This window comes from Streptomyces sp. NPDC094448, assembly GCF_044763775.1.
Lineage (GTDB): Bacteria > Actinomycetota > Actinomycetes > Streptomycetales > Streptomycetaceae > Streptomyces.
The window spans coordinates 256,618-274,201 of sequence record NZ_JBIWGU010000009.1 but is presented as its reverse complement, the minus strand read 5'-3'; the positions used below and the strand labels follow the sequence as shown (position 1 = coordinate 274,201).

Below are 17,584 nucleotides of genomic sequence, written 5' to 3'. Positions count from 1 at the left end.
CGGAAATGATCGGCCCGGCCCGCCGGCGGCTCCACCGCCCCGGCGCGCCGGGGCGCCGCGCCCGCCGGCCGGAGCCCGCTCGCACACCGTGAGCGGGCTCCGGCCGTTCCCGCCCCCCGGCGGTACCGGACGTCTTTCCGAAGTCACGGCATCCGCAAAGAAGCCACGGCACCCTAAAAGGGGTTAAAGCGCACAAATCACTCATGGGTGCGGCACGATGTGGGGATGACGGAGTACGTACTCATCCCCGGCGCCGACGGCCGCGCCTGGTACTGGCACCGCGTCGTACCGGAGCTGCGCGCCCGCGGGCATGAGGCCGTCGCCGTCGATCTGCCCGAGGACAACACCGCGGGGCTGGCCGACTACACGGACGCGGTGATCGAACAGCTCGACGCCGCGTCCGGGCGGCTGGTCGTCGTGGCCCAGTCGCTCGCCGGGTTCGTCGCGCCGCTGCTCTGCGGACGGATCCCGGTCGAGAAGCTGATCCTGGTCAACGCGATGGTCCCGGCGCCCGGCGAGAGCGCGGGGGAGTGGTGGGCTGGCACCGGGCATCCGGAGGCCCGCCGGATCGCGGCGCTCCGGGACGGCCGGGACCCGGAAGCGCCCTTCGACCCGCTGGTCGACTTCTTCCACGACGTGCCCCCGGAGATCGCCGACGAGGCGCTGGCGATCGGCCCGCCCGGCGGGCCCTCCGAGGCGCTCTTCGCCGACCCCTGGCCCCTGGACGCCTGGCCGGACGTCCCCACCCGCTTTCTCCAGGGCCGGGACGACCGCTTCTTCCCGCTGGAGTTCCAGCGGAAGGTGGTCGCGGAACGGCTGGGCGTCCCGGTCGAACCCCTGCCGGGAGGGCATCTGATCGCGCTCGCCCGGCCGGAGCAGCTCACCGACTGGATCTGCGGCTGACACCGTCCGCCGGACGGGATCCGGCTACGGCAGGGCGAGCATCCGCTCCAGCGCCAGCTTCGCGTAATGCTCGGTCTCCTCGTCGACCCTGATCCGGTTCACCAGCGTGCCCTCCGCCAGCGACTCCAGCGTCCAGACCAGATGCGGCAGGTCGATCCGGTTCATGGTGGAGCAGAAGCAGACCGTACGGTCGAGGAAGACGACCTCCTTGTCCGGATGGGCGTTCGCCACCCGGCGGACCAGGTTCAGCTCGGTCCCGATCGCCCACTTCGACCCGGCCGGGGCCGCGTCCAGGGTCTTGATGATGTACTCCGTGGAGCCGACGTAGTCCGCCGCGGCCACCACCTCGTGCTTGCACTCGGGGTGCACCAGCACATTGACGCCGGGGATCCGGTTCCGTACGTCCTCGACGGACTCCAGCGAGAACCGTCCGTGCACCGAGCAGTGGCCGCGCCACAGGATCATCTTCGCCGAGCGCAGCTGCTCCGCGGTGAGCCCGCCGTCCGGCTTGTGCGGGTTGTAGACCACACAGTCGTCGAGGGACATCCCCAGATCGCGGACGGCGGTGTTCCGCCCGAGGTGCTGGTCGGGGAGGAACAGCACCTTCTCCCCCTGTTCGAACGCCCACTCCAGGGCCCGCTGCGCATTGGACGAGGTGCAGATCGTGCCGCCGTGCCGGCCGGTGAACGCCTTGATGTCCGCCGACGAGTTCATATACGACACGGGGACGACCTGCCCGGCTATCCCGGCCTCGGTCAGCACGTCCCAGCACTCGGCGACCTGCTCGGCCGTCGCCATATCGGCCATCGAGCACCCGGCGGCCAGATCCGGCAGGACCACCTTCTGGTCGTCGGAGGTCAGGATGTCCGCGGACTCCGCCATGAAGTGGACGCCGCAGAAGACGATGTACTCGGCCTCCGGGCGGGCGGCGGCGTCGCGGGCCAGCTTGAAGGAGTCGCCGGTGACATCGGCGAACTGGATGACCTCGTCGCGCTGGTAGTGGTGGCCCAGCACGAAGACGCGGTCGCCGAGCTTCGCCTTCGCGGCACGGGCCCGTTCCACCAGGTCCGGATCCGACGGGGACGGCAGATCGCCGGGGCACTCGACGCCGCGCTCACTCCTCGGATCGGCCTCCCGGCCGAGCAGCAGCAGCGCGAGCGGCGTGGGCGCCACGTCGAGCGCGGCCTTCCGCGGCTCCGTACCCGTGGGGGTGGTGGTCACGTCCCACACACCTTTCTCTCTGCGATCAGGCCTTTTCGTCTGTTTGACGTTATCTATGATAACCACTTCGTGTCACTTTGACGATCTCGATAGCGTCAATGTGACGCACCTCCCGATCCGACCCGGGCGGCCGCCGGTCCGCCCCGGCCGTCCGCCCGTCACCCCCGGGGCGGTGTGCGAGCATGAAGGGGAACGACGGATAGCGACAGGTGGCGACAGTCCGGAATGAATCCGCGGCCGTGCCTGTTGCAGTGTCGGCAAGCAGTCTCCGTACCTCGCCCTGCCTCGGTGGGGAGAGCCCATCCCGGGAGTGATGAAGCAGATGTCCGTATCGGACGAGACCCAGACCGTGAGCGACGGCATCCTCCTGTCCGACGCCGCCGCGGCCAAGGTGAAGGCCCTGCTCGACCAGGAGGGCCGTGACGATCTGGCGCTGCGCGTCGCGGTCCAGCCCGGCGGCTGCTCCGGCCTGCGCTACCAGCTCTTCTTCGACGAGCGTTCCCTCGACGGCGACGTCGTCAAGGACTTCGACGGTGTGAAGGTCGTGACCGACCGGATGAGCGCTCCCTACCTGGGCGGTGCGTCCATCGACTTCGTCGACACCATCGAGAAGCAGGGCTTCACCATCGACAACCCGAACGCCACGGGCTCCTGCGCCTGCGGCGATTCCTTCAACTGACCGTTCCCGCACCGGGCCGGACGGCCGCCGGTGCGGGGACGGTACGAGGCGGTGGCCCCGGACAGGGGCCACCGCCTCGTGCGTTTCCACGGATCCGTACGGCCGCTCCCGGCCGCCACCGGTCCATCGGTCCCGGCCCCCTTCCCGGGTCAGCCGCGCCGTACCGCCGTCCCCGTCGACGCGTCCACGACCTTCCGGTCGCCCAGCGGCCCGGTCAGGACGGCCTTCGCCGTCTGCTCCTTGGCTATCGCGATGCACGCCTTCCCCGGGTCCCGCCATGTCCCCTTCACGGTCACCCGGACCGTCCCGCTGCTCTCCTCGGCCGTCGCGCGGTATGTCTCGCACACCCCGCCGTAGAAGGTCAGGATCAGCGTCCGCCCGTCCACCCGGTACGAGTCCACCGCACTGCCCCCGGGGGCCGTCGTCGGAGCCGTCGGCGGCTTCGGGGCGTCGGGCGACGGGGCCGGAGCCGTCGGCGAAACCTTTCCGCCGGGGGTGGTCTCCCCGCCCCGGTCCAGATAACGCGGCTCCACCGCGGGCTGCGCGACCGTGTACCCGGCGCCCTTGCCGCCGTCGGGCGCCACCGAGAACAGCCACGCCGGAACGAAGGTCACCCGCTCGGTGCCGTGCACCGCGGTCAGCCCGAGGACGGCACCGGTCACCGGGAGCCGGGCGCCCGCCGGCCGGGCCGGACCGCAGTTCGCCGGGTCCGGCTCCGTACGGGCTCCGCGATCGGCCGCCCCGTCCAGCGGTACCGCCGTGGCACAGGCGGGCGGCCCGCTCAGGCCGCCGCCGTATCCGCCGAGCGCCGCCGCATTCGCGTCCTTCAGCGCCCGGTCGGCCGTGATCAGCGGATAGGCCTTCCCCTTCACGGGCACCGAAAGAAACCCGTTCGCCTGCATGATCCACCCGTCGGGCCCGATGTGGAGCACCGTCGCGTAGTTCCGGGTCCGGACGCCCCCGAGCAGCGGATCCGCCGTCACGATCCGGGTCGGCCCGGCCGTCCGGCGGGCGTCGACCACCGCATCGGCCAGCCCGAGCGCCTTCAGTACCGGCGCCGCCGCCTGCCGCGCGACGGACTCGGTCACCGGCTGCGCGGCCGGCTGCCCCGGTGCCCTCGCCGGACCCGGTGGAACATAGGGGCCCGAGCAGAATTCGGCCTTCTCCGCACAGTTGTCGGTCTCGGCCGTGCCCGCGTGCGCGCCGTACGACCAGGCGCCCGGCGGCCGGGCCGAGACCTGCAGCACCGCGCCCGTACCGTCGGCGTCCGGTCCCGCCCGCCACCCGCCCGCGCCCGACCGGACCGGACCCGCGAGCCCGAGGGCCCCGGCCGCCGCGGCCACGTCCGCCGCCTTCGGCCCGTCGTGGGCCCGGTGGACCGGGGCCGAGTCCGGCGCATCCGGGAAACCGGCCCCCGGGCGCCTCTCCAGGACTCCGCCCGCCGGATGCGGTTCACCCGGGGCGATCCGCTCCGCCGGCGAGAGCACCGGGGACACCGGGAGCTTCGGCAGTTCCCCGCCGGCACCGCTCCCGCCGGCCGGACCCCGCCCGCCGTCCCCGCCCGCCGACGAGGCCAGCCAGACCCCGCCGCCACCCGCCACCAGCACCGCCGCGACGACGGACGCGACCAGGGGGAACCGCCTGCGTGCGCGTTCGTCGTCCGTGCTCCGTACACCGCTCACCGCATACTCCCTGCCGCCGTTCTCCCCGAGATCCCCGTCCGGGGCTCGGGGATGGGACGGAAGCAGGGCGGGTACGGTTCCCGACCCCCCCGTGCTCCGGGACGCGGAGGCAGCCGCGGGATCAGCCGTCGGTCATCCCCTGCACCAGACGCACCGAAGCCGCGGGCACCACGACGCCCTGAATCCGCGAGGGCGACACCGGCGCGTCCGCGACGGCCGCGGGAACCGTCCAGTGCGGGGCCATCCGGACGCAGTCGCCGCGCAACTGGGCAAGGGTGAATTCCGGATCGCGAGAGGCCGGAGAGTGGCCGGAGTTCGTCATCAGCGCACCGTATGCACCCAAGAGTCGGGAGGAAAGCATCTACTATGGGGTAGTTTATGGTCTTTGGTCACCTGGTGCGACCGGGTAGCGTTAAGCGTCATATCCCCGCGTCCCAGGAGCGCATACGCCGTGCGAATCGCAGTCACCGGCTCCATCGCCACCGACCATCTGATGACCTTCCCCGGTCGCTTCGCCGACCAGCTGGTCGCCGAACAGCTCCACACGGTCTCCCTTTCCTTCCTGGTCGACACCCTCAATGTGCGCCGAGGAGGCGTCGGCGCGAACATCTGTTTCGGCATGGGACAGCTCGGCACCGAGCCCGTCCTGGTCGGCGCGGCCGGCGCCGACTTCGGCGAGTACCGTGCCTGGCTCGACCGCCACGGAGTCGACACCGGCTCCGTCCGGATCTCCGAGGTCCTGCACACCGCGCGATTCGTCTGCACCACCGACGCCGACCACAACCAGATCGGCTCCTTCTACACCGGTGCCATGAGCGAGGCCCGGCTCATCGAGCTGAAGTCCGTCGCCGACCGCGTCGGCGGCCTCGACCTCGTCCTGATCGGCGCCGACGACCCCGAGGCGATGCTCCGCCACACCGAGGAATGCCGCTCCCGCGGTATCGCCTTCGCCGCCGACTTCTCCCAGCAGATCGCCCGGATGAGCGGCGACGAGATCCGGATACTGCTCGACGGCGCGACGTACCTCTTCTCCAACGAGTACGAGAAGGGGCTCATCGAGAACAAGACGGGCTGGACCGACGGAGAAATCCTCGACCGGGTCGGCCACCGCGTCACCACCCTCGGCTCCCGGGGCGTCCGGATCGAACGCGTTGGGGAAGACCCCATCGAGGTCGGCTGCGCCCAGGAGACCGCGAAGGTCGACCCCACCGGCGTCGGCGACGCCTTCCGCGCGGGCTTCCTCTCCGGCCTGTCCTGGGGCGTCGGCCTGGAGCGCGCCGCCCAGATCGGCTGCATGCTCGCCACCCTGGTGATCGAAACCCTCGGCACCCAGGAGTACACGCTGCGCCGCGCACACTTCATGGAGCGTTTCGCCAAGGCCTACGGAGACGAGGCCGCCACCGAGGTCCACAAGTACCTCTAGTCTTCGGGCCCGGTTCGCCTCCGGGGGCTTTGGCCGCGGTCTTCAGCCGATCGTGCTCGATCACTCGTTCCTCGCGATCTGCGCGCGTTCTCCTTCCGGACCTCGACGCACCCTTTCGGCTCACTCGCCGACCCCGGAGTCCTGGCGGGCCCTGAGCGGCGGTCGCGCCATCCCCCTGGGGCATCCACTCCGGGCCGGGCTCTCCCCGAGGAGGCCCGGCCCGGGGTCCCGGGCCCCCGGGACGCACCCCGCCGCGAACCGTCCGTCAGGACACCCGGCGGACCAGGTACGCCGTACCCCGTTCCGCCGGCTGCTCGCCCGCGTACTCCTGCCCCCGCATCTCGCACCACGCGGGAATGTCCAGACGGGCCGCCTCGTCGTCCGAGAGGACGGTGATCGTGGTGCCGACCGGGACCCGGGGGAGCAGCTTCGCCAGTTCGATCACCGGAATCGGGCAGCGCCTGCCGAGCGTGTCGAGCACCAAGGGCTCCCCGGGCTCCCCGGCCTCCGCCTCCGGCTCGGCCGCAGGCCCGGCCGGGGCGCCGATCCGGGCGCGGACCGTCGACACGAGTTCCGGGAGGACCGCGAGGAAGCGGTCCACGTCCGCCGCCGCCGTACCCATCGGCAGGGACACCCGGACATTGCCCTCGCTCAGCACCCCCATCGCCCGCAGCACATGGCTCGGCGTCAGCGTGCTCGATGTGCACGACGAGCCCGAGGACACCGAGAACCCCGCCCGGTCCAGCTCGTGCAGGAGCGTCTCCCCGTCGACGTACAGACAGGAGAAGGTGACGATATGCGGCAGCCGCCGCACCGGATCCCCCACCACCTCCACATCGGGCACCAGCTCCGGGAGCCGGGTCCTGATCCGGTCCACCATCGCCCGCAGCCCGGCCGCCTCACCCGCGGCCTCGGCGCGCACCGCCCGCAGGGACGCCGCCGCGGCCACGATCGCCGGAAGGTTCTCGAACCCCGCGGACCGGCCCGACTCCCGCTCGTCCGCCGGCTCCTGCGGGGCGAACCTGACCCCCTTGCGGACCGCGAGCAGCCCCACCCCCGCCGGGCCGCCCCACTTGTGCGCGCTCCCGGCCAGCAGCGACCAGCCCCCGTCGACCGGTCCCCACGCCAGCGACTGGGCGGCGTCCACCAGCAGCGGCACCCCCGCCTCCCGGCACACCTCGGCGACCTCCGCCACCGGCTGCTCCGTCCCCGTCTCGTGATTGGCCGACTGGAGACACGCCAGCGCCGCCCCCTCCCCGGACGGATCCGGCCCCAGCGCCCCGGCGAACGCGGCCGCCGACACCCGGCCGAGCCGGTCCACCGGCACCTCCGTCAGGGCGAACCGGTCCGCCGCATGCAGAACCGAGGAGTGTTCGACCGCCGAGACGACCACCCGGCCGCCCGCCCGCCGGCGTGCCGAAGCCGCCCCCGACACCCCGAGGTGAACCGCGCGCGTCCCCGAAGGAGTGAAGATGAGTTCGTCCGGGCGGCAGCCCACCGCCTCCGCCGCCGCCTCCCGCGCCGCATCCAGCAGCAGGCGGGCGCGCCGCCCCTCCCGGTAGAGGCGGGCCGGGTCGGCCCACCCCTCGTCGAGGGCGGCCAGCAGGGCCTGCCGGGCCACGGGGTGCAGCGGAGCGGAGGAAGCGGCGTCGAAGTAGGGCACGTCCTCAACGTAACGCCCCGCCGAACTCCGGGCGGGCGGCGGGCCGTCACCCGGCGGAACCCCCGGCTCCACCCGGTCCGGGAAGGGGGCCCGGGATTCCGCGACGGCCCGCCCGAATGGCCCCGAGGCACCCCTCACCCCCGGTCGTTTGAGGGGGAAATCAGGGTAAATTTCGGGGTGATTCCACCCCTTCAGGGGGTCGGGCGGCGCGTTGGGCACCCTCCCCGCGCGACCCCAAATAGCGTCCAGTAGGGTTTGGTCCGCATAAACATCCAAACCCCTGCCCGCGTCAGGGCCGGCGACCGACCAGCGTGACGGCCGCACCCGTCGCGCGCGGGCCGAGACTCTCGGGAAGGCGCTACGTGAGTCCCAACGGCTCCGACCTCCCCCGCAGCCATGGCGCGGGTGGTACCCCCGTGTCGCGGCGCCCGATGCGGCGGAAGCTGCCGCAGGTGCTGACTGCGGGCCTGATCCTGGTTACCGCCACCGGTTGCGAATACACCTGGGAAGACTTCCCCCGGCTGGGCATGCCCACCCCGGTTACGGAAGAGGCGCCCATCATCCTCTCCCTCTGGCAGGGCTCGTGGGCGGCGGCGCTCGTCACGGGCGTCCTCGTCTGGGGTCTGATCCTGTGGAGCGTGTTCTTCCACCGGCGCAGCCGCACCAAGATCGAGGTTCCTCCGCAGACCCGGTACAACCTGCCCATCGAGGCGCTGTACACCGTGGTCCCGCTCATCATCGTTTCGGTGTTCTTCTACTTCACCGCACGTGACGAGTCGAAGCTGCTCTCCCTCTCCGACAAGCCGAAGCACACGGTCAACGTGGTCGGCTTCCAGTGGAGCTGGGCCTTCAACTACATCGAGAACGTCCCGGGCTCCACGGGCGACGCCAAGACGGACAAGAACCTCAAGGCGATCCCCGACAAGTGGCGCGACGACCTCCCCGCCAACGCGGGCGGCGTCTGGGAGGCCGGCATCCCCGGCACCCGGAACCCCGAGACCGGTAACCCGGGCCCGACCCTGGTACTGCCGAAGGGCGAGAAGGTCCGCTTCATCCTGACCTCGCGCGACGTCATCCACTCCTTCTGGGTGGTCCCCTTCCTGTTCAAGCAGGACGTCATCCCGGGCCACACCAACGCGTTCGAGGTCACCGCCACGCAGGAGGGCACCTTCCTCGGCAAGTGCGCCGAACTCTGCGGTGTCGACCACTCCCGGATGCTCTTCAATGTCAAGGTCGTTTCGCCCGCGGAGTACCAGGACTACCTGAAGACGCTGGCGGACAAGGGTCAGACCGGGTACGTCCCGGCAGGCATCGCGCAGACCACGCCGGCCATCAACGCGGAGAAGAAGCAACTGTGAGCATCCTCAATCAACCCCAGGGTGCCGCCGCGACCGACGACTCGTACGAGAACGAGGTGCCGGTCCGGCGCAAGCAGCCCGGCAACGTGGTGGTGAAGTGGCTGACCACCACCGACCACAAGACCATCGGTACGCTCTACCTGGTCACGTCGTTCGTGTTCTTCGTCATCGGTGGCGTGATGGCGCTCTTCATGCGCGCCGAACTCGCTCGCCCCGGCACGCAGATCATGTCGAACGAGCAGTTCAACCAGGCGTTCACGATGCACGGCACGATCATGCTGCTGATGTTCGCGACGCCGCTGTTCGCCGGATTCGCCAACTGGATCATGCCGCTCCAGATCGGTGCGCCCGATGTGGCGTTCCCGCGGCTGAACATGTTCGCGTACTGGCTGTACCTCTTCGGCTCGCTGATCGCGGTGGCCGGCTTCCTCACCCCGCAGGGTGCGGCCGACTTCGGCTGGTTCGCCTACTCCCCGCTGTCGGACGCCGTCCGCTCGCCGGGCGTCGGCGCCGATCTGTGGATCATGGGTCTGGCCTTCTCCGGCTTCGGTACGATCCTCGGCTCGGTCAACTTCATCACCACGATCATCTGCATGCGCGCACCGGGTATGACGATGTTCCGGATGCCGATCTTCACCTGGAACGTGCTGCTCACCGGTGTGCTGGTGCTGCTCGCCTTCCCGGTGCTCGCCGCCGCGCTCTTCGCGCTGGAGGCCGACCGTAAATTCGGCGCCCATATCTTCGACGCCGCAAACGGCGGTGCACTGCTCTGGCAGCACCTCTTCTGGTTCTTCGGGCATCCAGAGGTGTACATCATCGCCTTGCCGTTCTTCGGCATCGTCTCGGAGATCATTCCGGTCTTCTCCCGGAAGCCGATGTTCGGCTACATGGGCCTGGTCGCCGCGACCATCGCCATCGCCGGCCTTTCGGTGACGGTGTGGGCGCACCATATGTATGTCACCGGCGGTGTGCTGCTGCCGTTCTTCTCCTTTATGACCTTCCTGATCGCGGTCCCGACCGGTGTGAAGTTCTTCAACTGGATCGGCACCATGTGGAAGGGGTCGCTGTCCTTCGAGACACCGATGCTCTGGACCATCGGCTTCCTGATCACCTTCACCTTCGGTGGTCTGACCGGTGTCATCCTGGCCTCGCCGCCGCTGGACTTCCACGTCTCCGACTCGTACTTCGTCGTCGCGCACTTCCACTACGTCGTCTTCGGCACCGTGGTCTTCGCGATGTTCGCCGGCTTCCACTTCTGGTGGCCGAAGTTCACCGGCAAGATGCTGGACGAGCGGCTCGGCAAGATCACCTTCTGGACGCTGTTCCTCGGCTTCCACGGCACCTTCCTGGTCCAGCACTGGCTGGGTGCCGAGGGCATGCCGCGCCGGTACGCGGACTATCTCGCCGCCGACGGATTCACCGCGCTGAACACCATCTCCACGATCAGCTCCTTCGTTCTCGGCGCCTCGCTGCTGCCGTTCTTCTACAACGTCTGGAAGACGGCGAAGTACGGCAAGAAGGTGGAGGTCGACGACCCGTGGGGCTACGGCCGTTCCCTCGAATGGGCTACGTCCTGCCCGCCGCCGCGGCATAACTTCCTCACCCTTCCGCGGATTCGCTCCGAATCGCCCGCGTTCGATCTGCACCACCCGGAGATCGCCGCGCTCGACCAGTTGGACCACGGCGACACCGCCCAGATCTCCGGGAAGGAGGCCGGCAAGTGAAGATCCAAGGACGGATGTTCATCTGGCTGAGCGTCTTCATCCTCGCCATCGCCATCCTCTACGGCGTCTGGTCGAAGGAGCCGGCCGGTACCACCGCGCTCTTCATGGCCTTCGGCCTGAGCCTCATGGTCGGCTTCTACCTGGCCTTCACGGCGCAGCGAGTCGACGCCATGGCCCAGGACGACAAGGAAGCGGACGTCGCCGACGAGGCCGGCGAGGTCGGTTTCTTCTCCCCGCACAGCTGGGCGCCGCTCTTCCTGGCCTCCGGCGGAGCCCTCGCCTTCCTCTCGGTGGCGATCGGCTGGTGGCTGATGTACTTCTCGGCGCCGATCATCCTGGTCGGCATCTGGGCCTGGGTCTTCGAGTACTACCGCGGAGAGAACCAGAACCAGTAAACGGTCCGTGTCAACGACACACACCGGGCCCGGGTCCCCCTTCACCCAGGGGGACCCGGGCCTTCCCCTTTTGTACGCATCCAGCGCGCTCCCGGGAGGCGATCTTCCTACGGTGTGAGCTATGAACCAGACGCCCCGGTTTCGCACCGTGCTCCGCTGCTCCCTGCTGCTGGTCTCCCTCGGTGCGGTTGCGATCGCCTGCGGGGAGGCAGGCCCCGACCCGCTGACCGTCAAGCCCTACGACGCGGCGAAGCAGGTCACCTTCAATACCCCCCAGGGGGGTACCAAGGTGAACCCCGACAAACCGCTTGAAGTCACCGTGAAGCGTGAAGAGGGCCGCATCACGGATGTGTCCGTGGTGGACGACACCGGGCACCACCTCGCGGGCGAGCTGTCCGCCGACGGTGTGCGCTGGCGCTCCACCGGCGCCCTGTCGGCCGGTGCCAAGTACACCGCCCGGGTCGCCACGGAGAACCCCGAGGGCTCCCCCGGCAGCCGCAACCTCACCTTCGCCACCGCCCCCGCCAAGGAACATCTGACCGTCGAGTTCGCCCCGGAGAGCGGTGAGTACGGCGTCGGCCAGCCGATCATCGCCGAGCTGAGCGCGCCCGTGGACAAGGCCTCCCGCAAGGCCGTGGAGCGCGGCCTCAAGGTCGACGTCAAACCCGGTGTCGAAGGCGCCTGGCACTGGCTCAACGACGATGTCCTGCACTACCGCCCCAAGGAGTACTGGCCCGAGGGCGGCAAGGTCACGGTCACCAACAACCTCCAGGGCGTGAAGGTCGCCAAGGGGCTCTACGGCGGACCTCCCGGCGAGCCCCTGAAGATGACCTTCGACGACCGGATGGAGGCCATCGTGGACGCCTCCTCCCACTGGATGACCGTGCTCCAGAACGGCGAGGTGATCCGGTCCGTGCCGATCACCACCGGCAAGCCGGGCTTCGCCACCCGCAACGGCGTCAAGGTCGTGCTCGGCAAGGAATACTTCGTCCGCATGCGCGGCTCCAGCGTCGGCATCGGCGGCTCCGAGGCGTACAACCTGCCCGTCTACTACGCCACCCGGGTCACCTGGAGCGGCGAGTACGTCCACGCCGCGCCCTGGTCCCTCGGCTCCCACGGCTACGCCAACGTCAGTCACGGCTGCACCGGTATGTCCACCCGGAACGCCGCCTGGTTCTACGAGAACTTCCAGGAGGGCGACCTCGTCGAGGTGATCAACAGCATCGGCGAGGACATGGACGTCTTCGGCAACGGATACGGCGACTGGAACATGGAGTGGCCGGAATGGCGCGAGGGCAGCGCCCTGAACGCCGACACCAAGCCCGACGGCAGCAGCGCCACCGACGCCGCCCGGCTGCGCCCGCGGATCTGAACCGCGGCCCCGATCACCCGTACGGCCTCACAACGCGCTCAGGGGGGCCGTACGGGAACCTCCGCGCCCCGGGTCGACCATTCACCCGAAAAGCGGAACGGGGGCCCTGCGGCGACCGCCGGCCGCCGCAGGGCCCCCGGGAAACCCCCGAAGGGCGAACAGCCGTCCGTCAGGCCTCCACGGCGGTACGGGAGCGCAGCAGGGACGCCAGCGCACCGGCCAGCTCCACCGGATCCACCGGCAGCGTCACCGCCGAGTCCGCCCGGCTCCACGTCGCCAGCCAGGCATCCTGCGGGCGCCCGATCAGCAGCAGCACCGGCGGGCAGTCGAAGATCTCGTCCTTGATCTGGCGGCAGACGCCCATCCCGCCGGCGGGCACGGTCTCGCCGTCCAGCACGCACACGTCGATTCCGCCCCGGTCCAGCCGGGCCAGTACGGCGGGCAGGGTGGCGCACTCCACGAACTCGACCGGCGGCACATCGGGGGCCGGCCGCCGTCCCGCGGCCAGCCGCACCTGCTCACGGGTGTTGGCGTTGTCGCTGTAGACCAGCACGGTGGCGGTCGGCTGCATCGTTCCTCCGCGTCTTCGGACCCTGGTACCGATGGGGCGGATGCTACTCCGTCCACCACGGCGCCGACAGCCGCCCGCCGCCCGCTCTCCGGCCCGCGCGATGGGCCGTTCGAGCTGGGACGGGGCCGCTGACACACCGAACGGCACCCCCCGGAGTGAGGGCGGGATAAGCGACCGACATAATGTCGGTCGTGGCGACAGCAACGACAGTAGATATCGGGCACGCGCACCCGTCGGTCAATCGACCGAACCTCACCAGCGTCGGAACCATCATCTGGTTGAGTTCCGAGCTGATGTTCTTCGCGGCCCTCTTCGCGATGTACTTCACTCTGCGTTCGGTGACGGGTGCCGACTTCTGGAGTGAGCGGGCGGACCTTCTCGACTTTCCCTTCTCGGCGACGAACACCACGATCCTGGTGCTCTCCTCACTCACCTGTCAGCTCGGCGTCTTCGCCGCCGAGCGCGGTGATGTGAAGAAGCTCCGGACCTGGTTCATCGTCACCTTCATCATGGGCGCGATCTTCATCGGCGGCCAGGTGTACGAGTACACCGCGCTGGTCCAGCACGGTCTCTCGCTGAAGTCGGACCCCTACGGTTCGGTCTTCTACCTGACCACCGGCTTCCACGGACTGCACGTCCTCGGCGGTCTCATCGCCTTCCTGCTGGTTCTGGGCCGTACCTACGCGGCCCGGCGCTTCACCCATGAGCAGGCCACCTCCGCCATCGTCGTGTCCTACTACTGGCACTTCGTCGATGTCGTCTGGATCGGCCTCTTCCTCACGATCTACATGATCAAGTAATGGGGCGGGCGGTCCGCCGCCCGACGCACGAGCCGCTGCCGGCGGCAGACCGCCGGGCAGACGCAGACAGACACAGTCCAGAAGCACGACGCAGAAAATCCTGACACCGGGGTAATCCGTGAAAAAGCTCTCCGCACGACGACGCCATCCGCTGGCGGCGATCGTCGTCCTACTCCTCGCGCTGGCGGCCACCGGGGGGCTGTACGCCGCGTTCGCGCCCGCGGACAAGGCACAGGCTGACGAAACCGCCCAGTCCCTCGCCATCGAGGAGGGCAAGAAGCTCTATACCGTCGGCTGCGCGAGCTGCCACGGAACGGGCGGCGAAGGTACGTCCGACGGCCCGAGCCTGGTCGGCGTCGGTTCCGCCGCGGTCGACTTCCAGGTCACCACCGGCCGGATGCCGGCCCAGCAGCCCGGCGCCCAGGTGCCGAAGAAGCCGGCCATCTACACCCAGGCCGAGGTCGACCAGTTGGCGGCCTTCATCGGCGCGATGGGTGCCGGCCCGGTCACACCGACCGAGAAGCAGTACAGCCCCACGGGCGCGGACGTCGCCAAGGGCGGCGACCTCTTCCGTAACAACTGTGCCCAGTGCCACAACTTCTCGGGCAAGGGCGGCGCGCTCACCGAGGGCAAGTACGCCCCCACCCTTGAGGGCGTCAGCGCCAAGCACATCTACGAGGCCATGCAGACCGGCCCGCAGAACATGCCCTCCTTCCCCGACGGCATCATGCCGGAGCAGGAGAAGCGGGACATCATCGCCTACGTCCAGGAGATGAACGACAGCCAGGCGGAGAGCCCCGGTGGTCTCTCCCTCGGTGCTCTCGGCCCCGTTTCTGAGGGTCTCTTCGCGTGGGTCTTCGGGCTCGGCGCGCTGATCGCAGTTGCCGTCTGGGTCGCGGCCCACACCGCTAAGGCCAAGAAGTCATGAGTAGCCAAGACATTCCAGAAGAGAACCTGCCGCACGAGCAGGACGCCGCGCACGGCGCGGCCGGGGGCGGCTCCGCCGTGACCCCGCACGGGACCGGTTCCGCGGACCCGTTCGCCGACCCCGGACTGCCGGCCCACAAGCCGCGAATCCAGGACATCGACGAGGCCGCGGCCAAGCGCTCCGAGCGCACGGTCGCACTGCTGTTCACGCTGTCGATGCTGGCGACGGTGGGTTTCATCGCCTGCTACGTCATCTTCCCGGTCGACAAGATCGTGTACATCTTCCCGTTCGGCCATGTGAGCGCGCTGAACTTCTCGCTCGGTCTGACCCTGGGCGTCGCCCTCTTCTGCATCGGCGCGGGCGCGGTCCACTGGGCCCGTACCCTGATGTCCGATGCGGAAGTCGCCGACGACCGGCACCCGATCGAGGCGTCCCCCGAGGTCAAGGCCCAGGTCATGGCCGACTGGCGGGCGGGTAACGAGGAGTCCGGCTTCGGCCGGCGCAAGCTGGTCCGGAACACCATGTTCGGCGCGATGGCCCTGGTGCCGCTCTCCGGTGTGGTGCTGCTGCGCGACCTCGGTCCGCTGCCGGAGAAGAAGCTCCGCTCCACCCTGTGGGCCAAGGGCAAGCAGCTCATCAACATGAACACCAATGAGCCGCTGCGTCCCGAGGACATCACGGTCGGCTCGCTGGTCTTCGCGAGCCCCGAGGGCCTCGACCCGCACGCCCACGACTGGCAGATTCAGATGGGCAAGGCGGCCCTGATGCTCGTCCGGATCAAGCCGGAGGACATCAAGGACAAGCGCGAGCTGGACTGGTCGCACGACGGCATCGTCGCCTTCTCCAAGGTCTGCACCCACGTCGGCTGCCCGATCAGCCTCTACGAGCAGCAGACACACCACGTGCTGTGCCCGTGTCACCAATCCACCTTCGACCTCTCCGACGGCGCCCGGGTCATCTTCGGCCCGGCGGGTCACCCGCTTCCGCAGCTGCGGATCGGCGTGAACGCCGAGGGCAACCTTGAAGCGCTCGGCGACTTCGAGGAGCCTGTCGGTGCCGCCTTCTGGGAGCGCGGATGAGTACTACGACCGAGAACAAGCAGTCCGCGGATGACCGGAAGGCACCCGCGGGCGAGCGGGTCGCCGACTGGGCCGACGGCCGGCTGGGGATCTACTCCCTCGCCAAGGCCAATATGCGGAAGATCTTTCCGGACCACTGGTCCTTCATGCTCGGTGAGATCTGCCTCTACAGCTTCATCATCATCATCCTCACGGGTGTGTATCTGACGCTGTTCTTCAACCCGTCGATGAACGAGATCGTCTACGAGGGCAGCTATGTGCCGCTCCAGGGCGTGAAGGTGTCCGAGGCGTTCGCCTCGACCATGGACATCAGCTTCGACGTCCGCGGCGGTCTGCTGATCCGCCAGATCCACCACTGGGCCGCGCTGATCTTCGTCGCCGCGATGATGGTCCACATGATGCGCGTCTTCTTCACCGGCGCGTTCCGCAAGCCGCGCGAGGTCAACTGGCTGTTCGGCTTCCTGCTGCTGGTCCTGGGCATGTTCACCGGCTTCACCGGTTACTCGCTTCCGGACGACCTGATCTCCGGCACCGGTGTCCGGTTCATGCAGGGCGCGATCCTGTCCGTGCCGATCGTCGGTACGTACATCTCGATGTTCCTGTTCGGCGGCGAGTTCCCCGGGCACGACTTCGTGCCGCGGTTCTACTCGATCCACATCCTGCTGCTGCCCGGCATCATGATGGGCCTGCTGGTGGCCCATCTGATCCTGGTCATCTACCACAAGCACACGCAGTACGCGGGCCCGGGCCGGACCAACAAGAACGTCGTCGGCATGCCGCTGCTGCCGGTCTACATGGCCAAGGCCGGAGGCTTCTTCTTCCTGGTCTTCGGTGTGATCGCGGTGATCGCGGCGATCGCGACGCTCAACCCGGTCTGGTCGGTCGGTCCCTACCGGATCGACCAGGTCTCCACCGGCGCGCAACCCGACTGGTACATGGGCTTCGCCGAGGGTCTGATCCGTGTGATGCCGGGCTGGGAGATCAACGCGTGGGGCCACACCCTGGTCCTGGGTGTGTTCATCCCGCTGGTGATCTTCCCGCTGGTGCTGGCCGCCATCGCCGTCTACCCGTTCATCGAGTCCTGGGTCACCGGCGACAAGCGCGAGCACCACATCCTGGACCGCCCGCGCAACGCCCCGACCCGTACCGCCTTCGGTGTGGCCTGGCTGACCGCGTACTTCATCATGCTGGTCGGCGGTGGCAACGACCTCTTCGCCACCCACTTCCATCTGTCGATCAACGCGATCACCTGGTTCGTCCGGATCTTCTTCTTCGTCGGACCGGTCCTGGCGTTCATCATCACCAAGCGCATCTGCCTGGGTCTCCAGCGCCGCGACCGCGACAAGGTGCTGCACGGACGCGAGTCCGGCATCATCAAGCGGCTGCCGCACGGAGAGTTCATCGAGGTGCACGAGCCGCTCAGCCAGGCGGATCTGCACACCCTCACCGCGCACACCCAGCACCAGCCGCTCGAAATCGGCCCCGAGGTCGACGAGAACGGTGTGCGCCGCAAGATCTCGCCCGTGCAGAAGTTCCGCGCGAAGCTCAGCAAGGGCTTCTACGGCGAGGGGAACCAGATCCCCAAGGCCACGCGCGAGGAGTACGAGGAGATCGCCGCGGCCCATGGTCACGGCCATGGCCACGGTGAGCACGAGGAGGTCACCAGCGGCAAGCACTGACCGCTGACCGACCGCTGAAAGCGTCGCCACGGCAAGAGCCCCGTCCACTGCCCGGACGGGGCTCTTTGCCGTACCCGGCGCTGGATAGGGTGGGCCGTATCCCTTAC

The 17,584-nt window shown here is 69.2% G+C and carries 16 protein-coding genes; 11 read left to right on the top strand and 5 right to left on the bottom strand.

Annotation, left to right across the window (positions count from 1 at the left end; genetic code table 11):
• Positions 1-225: 225 nt before the first annotated feature.
• A complete protein-coding gene (locus tag ACIQ9E_RS19635; protein ID WP_006349713.1) occupies positions 226-903 on the top strand; it encodes an alpha/beta fold hydrolase in 678 nt (225 codons plus the stop codon).
• A gap of 24 nt (positions 904-927) precedes the next feature.
• Here ACIQ9E_RS19635 and nadA read toward each other — a convergent pair whose 3' ends face one another.
• Positions 928-2,133 carry a quinolinate synthase NadA gene (gene nadA, locus ACIQ9E_RS19630; RefSeq protein ID WP_403708631.1) on the bottom strand — a complete coding sequence of 402 codons (1,206 nt, stop codon included), beginning with the start codon at positions 2,131-2,133 and terminating at the stop codon, positions 928-930.
• A gap of 313 nt (positions 2,134-2,446) precedes the next feature.
• On the opposite strand from nadA, the gene ACIQ9E_RS19625 reads away from it, so the two are divergent.
• Complete coding sequence (locus tag ACIQ9E_RS19625) at positions 2,447-2,803, top strand: iron-sulfur cluster assembly accessory protein (protein ID WP_006349715.1); 357 nt, start codon at positions 2,447-2,449, stop codon at positions 2,801-2,803.
• A 149-nt stretch (positions 2,804-2,952) separates the two neighbouring features.
• Here ACIQ9E_RS19625 and ACIQ9E_RS19620 read toward each other — a convergent pair whose 3' ends face one another.
• Positions 2,953-4,485: a hypothetical protein gene (locus tag ACIQ9E_RS19620; protein WP_403708629.1), complete on the bottom strand. Its 1,533-nt coding sequence runs from the start codon at positions 4,483-4,485 to the stop codon at positions 2,953-2,955.
• Positions 4,486-4,606: 121 nt separating this feature from the next.
• Positions 4,607-4,807, bottom strand: a complete 201-nt coding sequence (locus tag ACIQ9E_RS19615; RefSeq protein ID WP_403708627.1) for a hypothetical protein — start codon at positions 4,805-4,807, stop codon at positions 4,607-4,609.
• Positions 4,808-4,936: 129 nt separating this feature from the next.
• Between ACIQ9E_RS19615 and ACIQ9E_RS19610 the strand changes: the two genes are divergently transcribed.
• On the top strand, positions 4,937-5,908 hold the full coding sequence (locus ACIQ9E_RS19610) for a carbohydrate kinase family protein (RefSeq protein WP_403708625.1): 972 nt from the start codon (positions 4,937-4,939) through the stop codon (positions 5,906-5,908).
• Between the two features lie 265 nt (positions 5,909-6,173).
• Here the strand turns inward: ACIQ9E_RS19610 and ACIQ9E_RS19605 are convergent, their stop codons facing one another.
• The gene (locus ACIQ9E_RS19605; RefSeq protein WP_403708623.1) at positions 6,174-7,571 is read right to left on the bottom strand and encodes a cysteine desulfurase/sulfurtransferase TusA family protein; all 1,398 of its coding nucleotides are present in this window, start codon (positions 7,569-7,571) and stop codon (positions 6,174-6,176) included.
• Positions 7,572-7,933: 362 nt separating this feature from the next.
• Between ACIQ9E_RS19605 and coxB the strand changes: the two genes are divergently transcribed.
• The 4 genes from coxB (at position 7,934) to ACIQ9E_RS19585 (ending at position 12,420) form a co-directional block, all read left to right on the top strand.
• The gene (gene coxB, locus ACIQ9E_RS19600; protein ID WP_403708621.1) at positions 7,934-8,929 is read left to right on the top strand and encodes a cytochrome c oxidase subunit II; all 996 of its coding nucleotides are present in this window, start codon (positions 7,934-7,936) and stop codon (positions 8,927-8,929) included.
• Complete coding sequence (gene ctaD, locus ACIQ9E_RS19595; RefSeq protein ID WP_403708619.1) at positions 8,926-10,653, top strand: cytochrome c oxidase subunit I; 1,728 nt, start codon at positions 8,926-8,928, stop codon at positions 10,651-10,653. Before coxB ends, ctaD begins: the two co-directional genes overlap by 4 nt.
• Entirely contained in the window at positions 10,650-11,048 is a 399-nt protein-coding gene (locus tag ACIQ9E_RS19590; protein WP_006349722.1) for a cytochrome c oxidase subunit 4, read from the top strand. The genes ctaD and ACIQ9E_RS19590 overlap by 4 nt, the downstream gene beginning before the upstream one ends.
• A 121-nt stretch (positions 11,049-11,169) precedes the next feature.
• Complete coding sequence (locus tag ACIQ9E_RS19585) at positions 11,170-12,420, top strand: Ig-like domain-containing protein (RefSeq protein ID WP_403708617.1); 1,251 nt, start codon at positions 11,170-11,172, stop codon at positions 12,418-12,420.
• Positions 12,421-12,589: 169 nt separating this feature from the next.
• Here ACIQ9E_RS19585 and ACIQ9E_RS19580 read toward each other — a convergent pair whose 3' ends face one another.
• Complete coding sequence (locus tag ACIQ9E_RS19580; protein ID WP_403708615.1) at positions 12,590-12,991, bottom strand: hypothetical protein; 402 nt, start codon at positions 12,989-12,991, stop codon at positions 12,590-12,592.
• A gap of 182 nt (positions 12,992-13,173) precedes the next feature.
• On the opposite strand from ACIQ9E_RS19580, the gene ACIQ9E_RS19575 reads away from it, so the two are divergent.
• From ACIQ9E_RS19575 to ACIQ9E_RS19560, 4 genes are all read left to right on the top strand, one after another.
• Complete coding sequence (locus tag ACIQ9E_RS19575) at positions 13,174-13,791, top strand: heme-copper oxidase subunit III (protein WP_366257736.1); 618 nt, start codon at positions 13,174-13,176, stop codon at positions 13,789-13,791.
• 118 nt (positions 13,792-13,909) lie between these two features.
• Positions 13,910-14,719: a c-type cytochrome gene (locus ACIQ9E_RS19570; protein ID WP_366257738.1), complete on the top strand. Its 810-nt coding sequence runs from the start codon at positions 13,910-13,912 to the stop codon at positions 14,717-14,719.
• Positions 14,716-15,798, top strand: coding sequence for a Rieske 2Fe-2S domain-containing protein (locus tag ACIQ9E_RS19565; protein WP_403708612.1), 1,083 nt, complete (start codon positions 14,716-14,718; stop codon positions 15,796-15,798). Before ACIQ9E_RS19570 ends, ACIQ9E_RS19565 begins: the two co-directional genes overlap by 4 nt.
• Positions 15,795-17,477, top strand: a complete 1,683-nt coding sequence (locus ACIQ9E_RS19560; protein ID WP_403708610.1) for a cytochrome bc complex cytochrome b subunit — start codon at positions 15,795-15,797, stop codon at positions 17,475-17,477. Before ACIQ9E_RS19565 ends, ACIQ9E_RS19560 begins: the two co-directional genes overlap by 4 nt.
• The last annotated feature ends 107 nt before the right edge of the window (positions 17,478-17,584 follow it).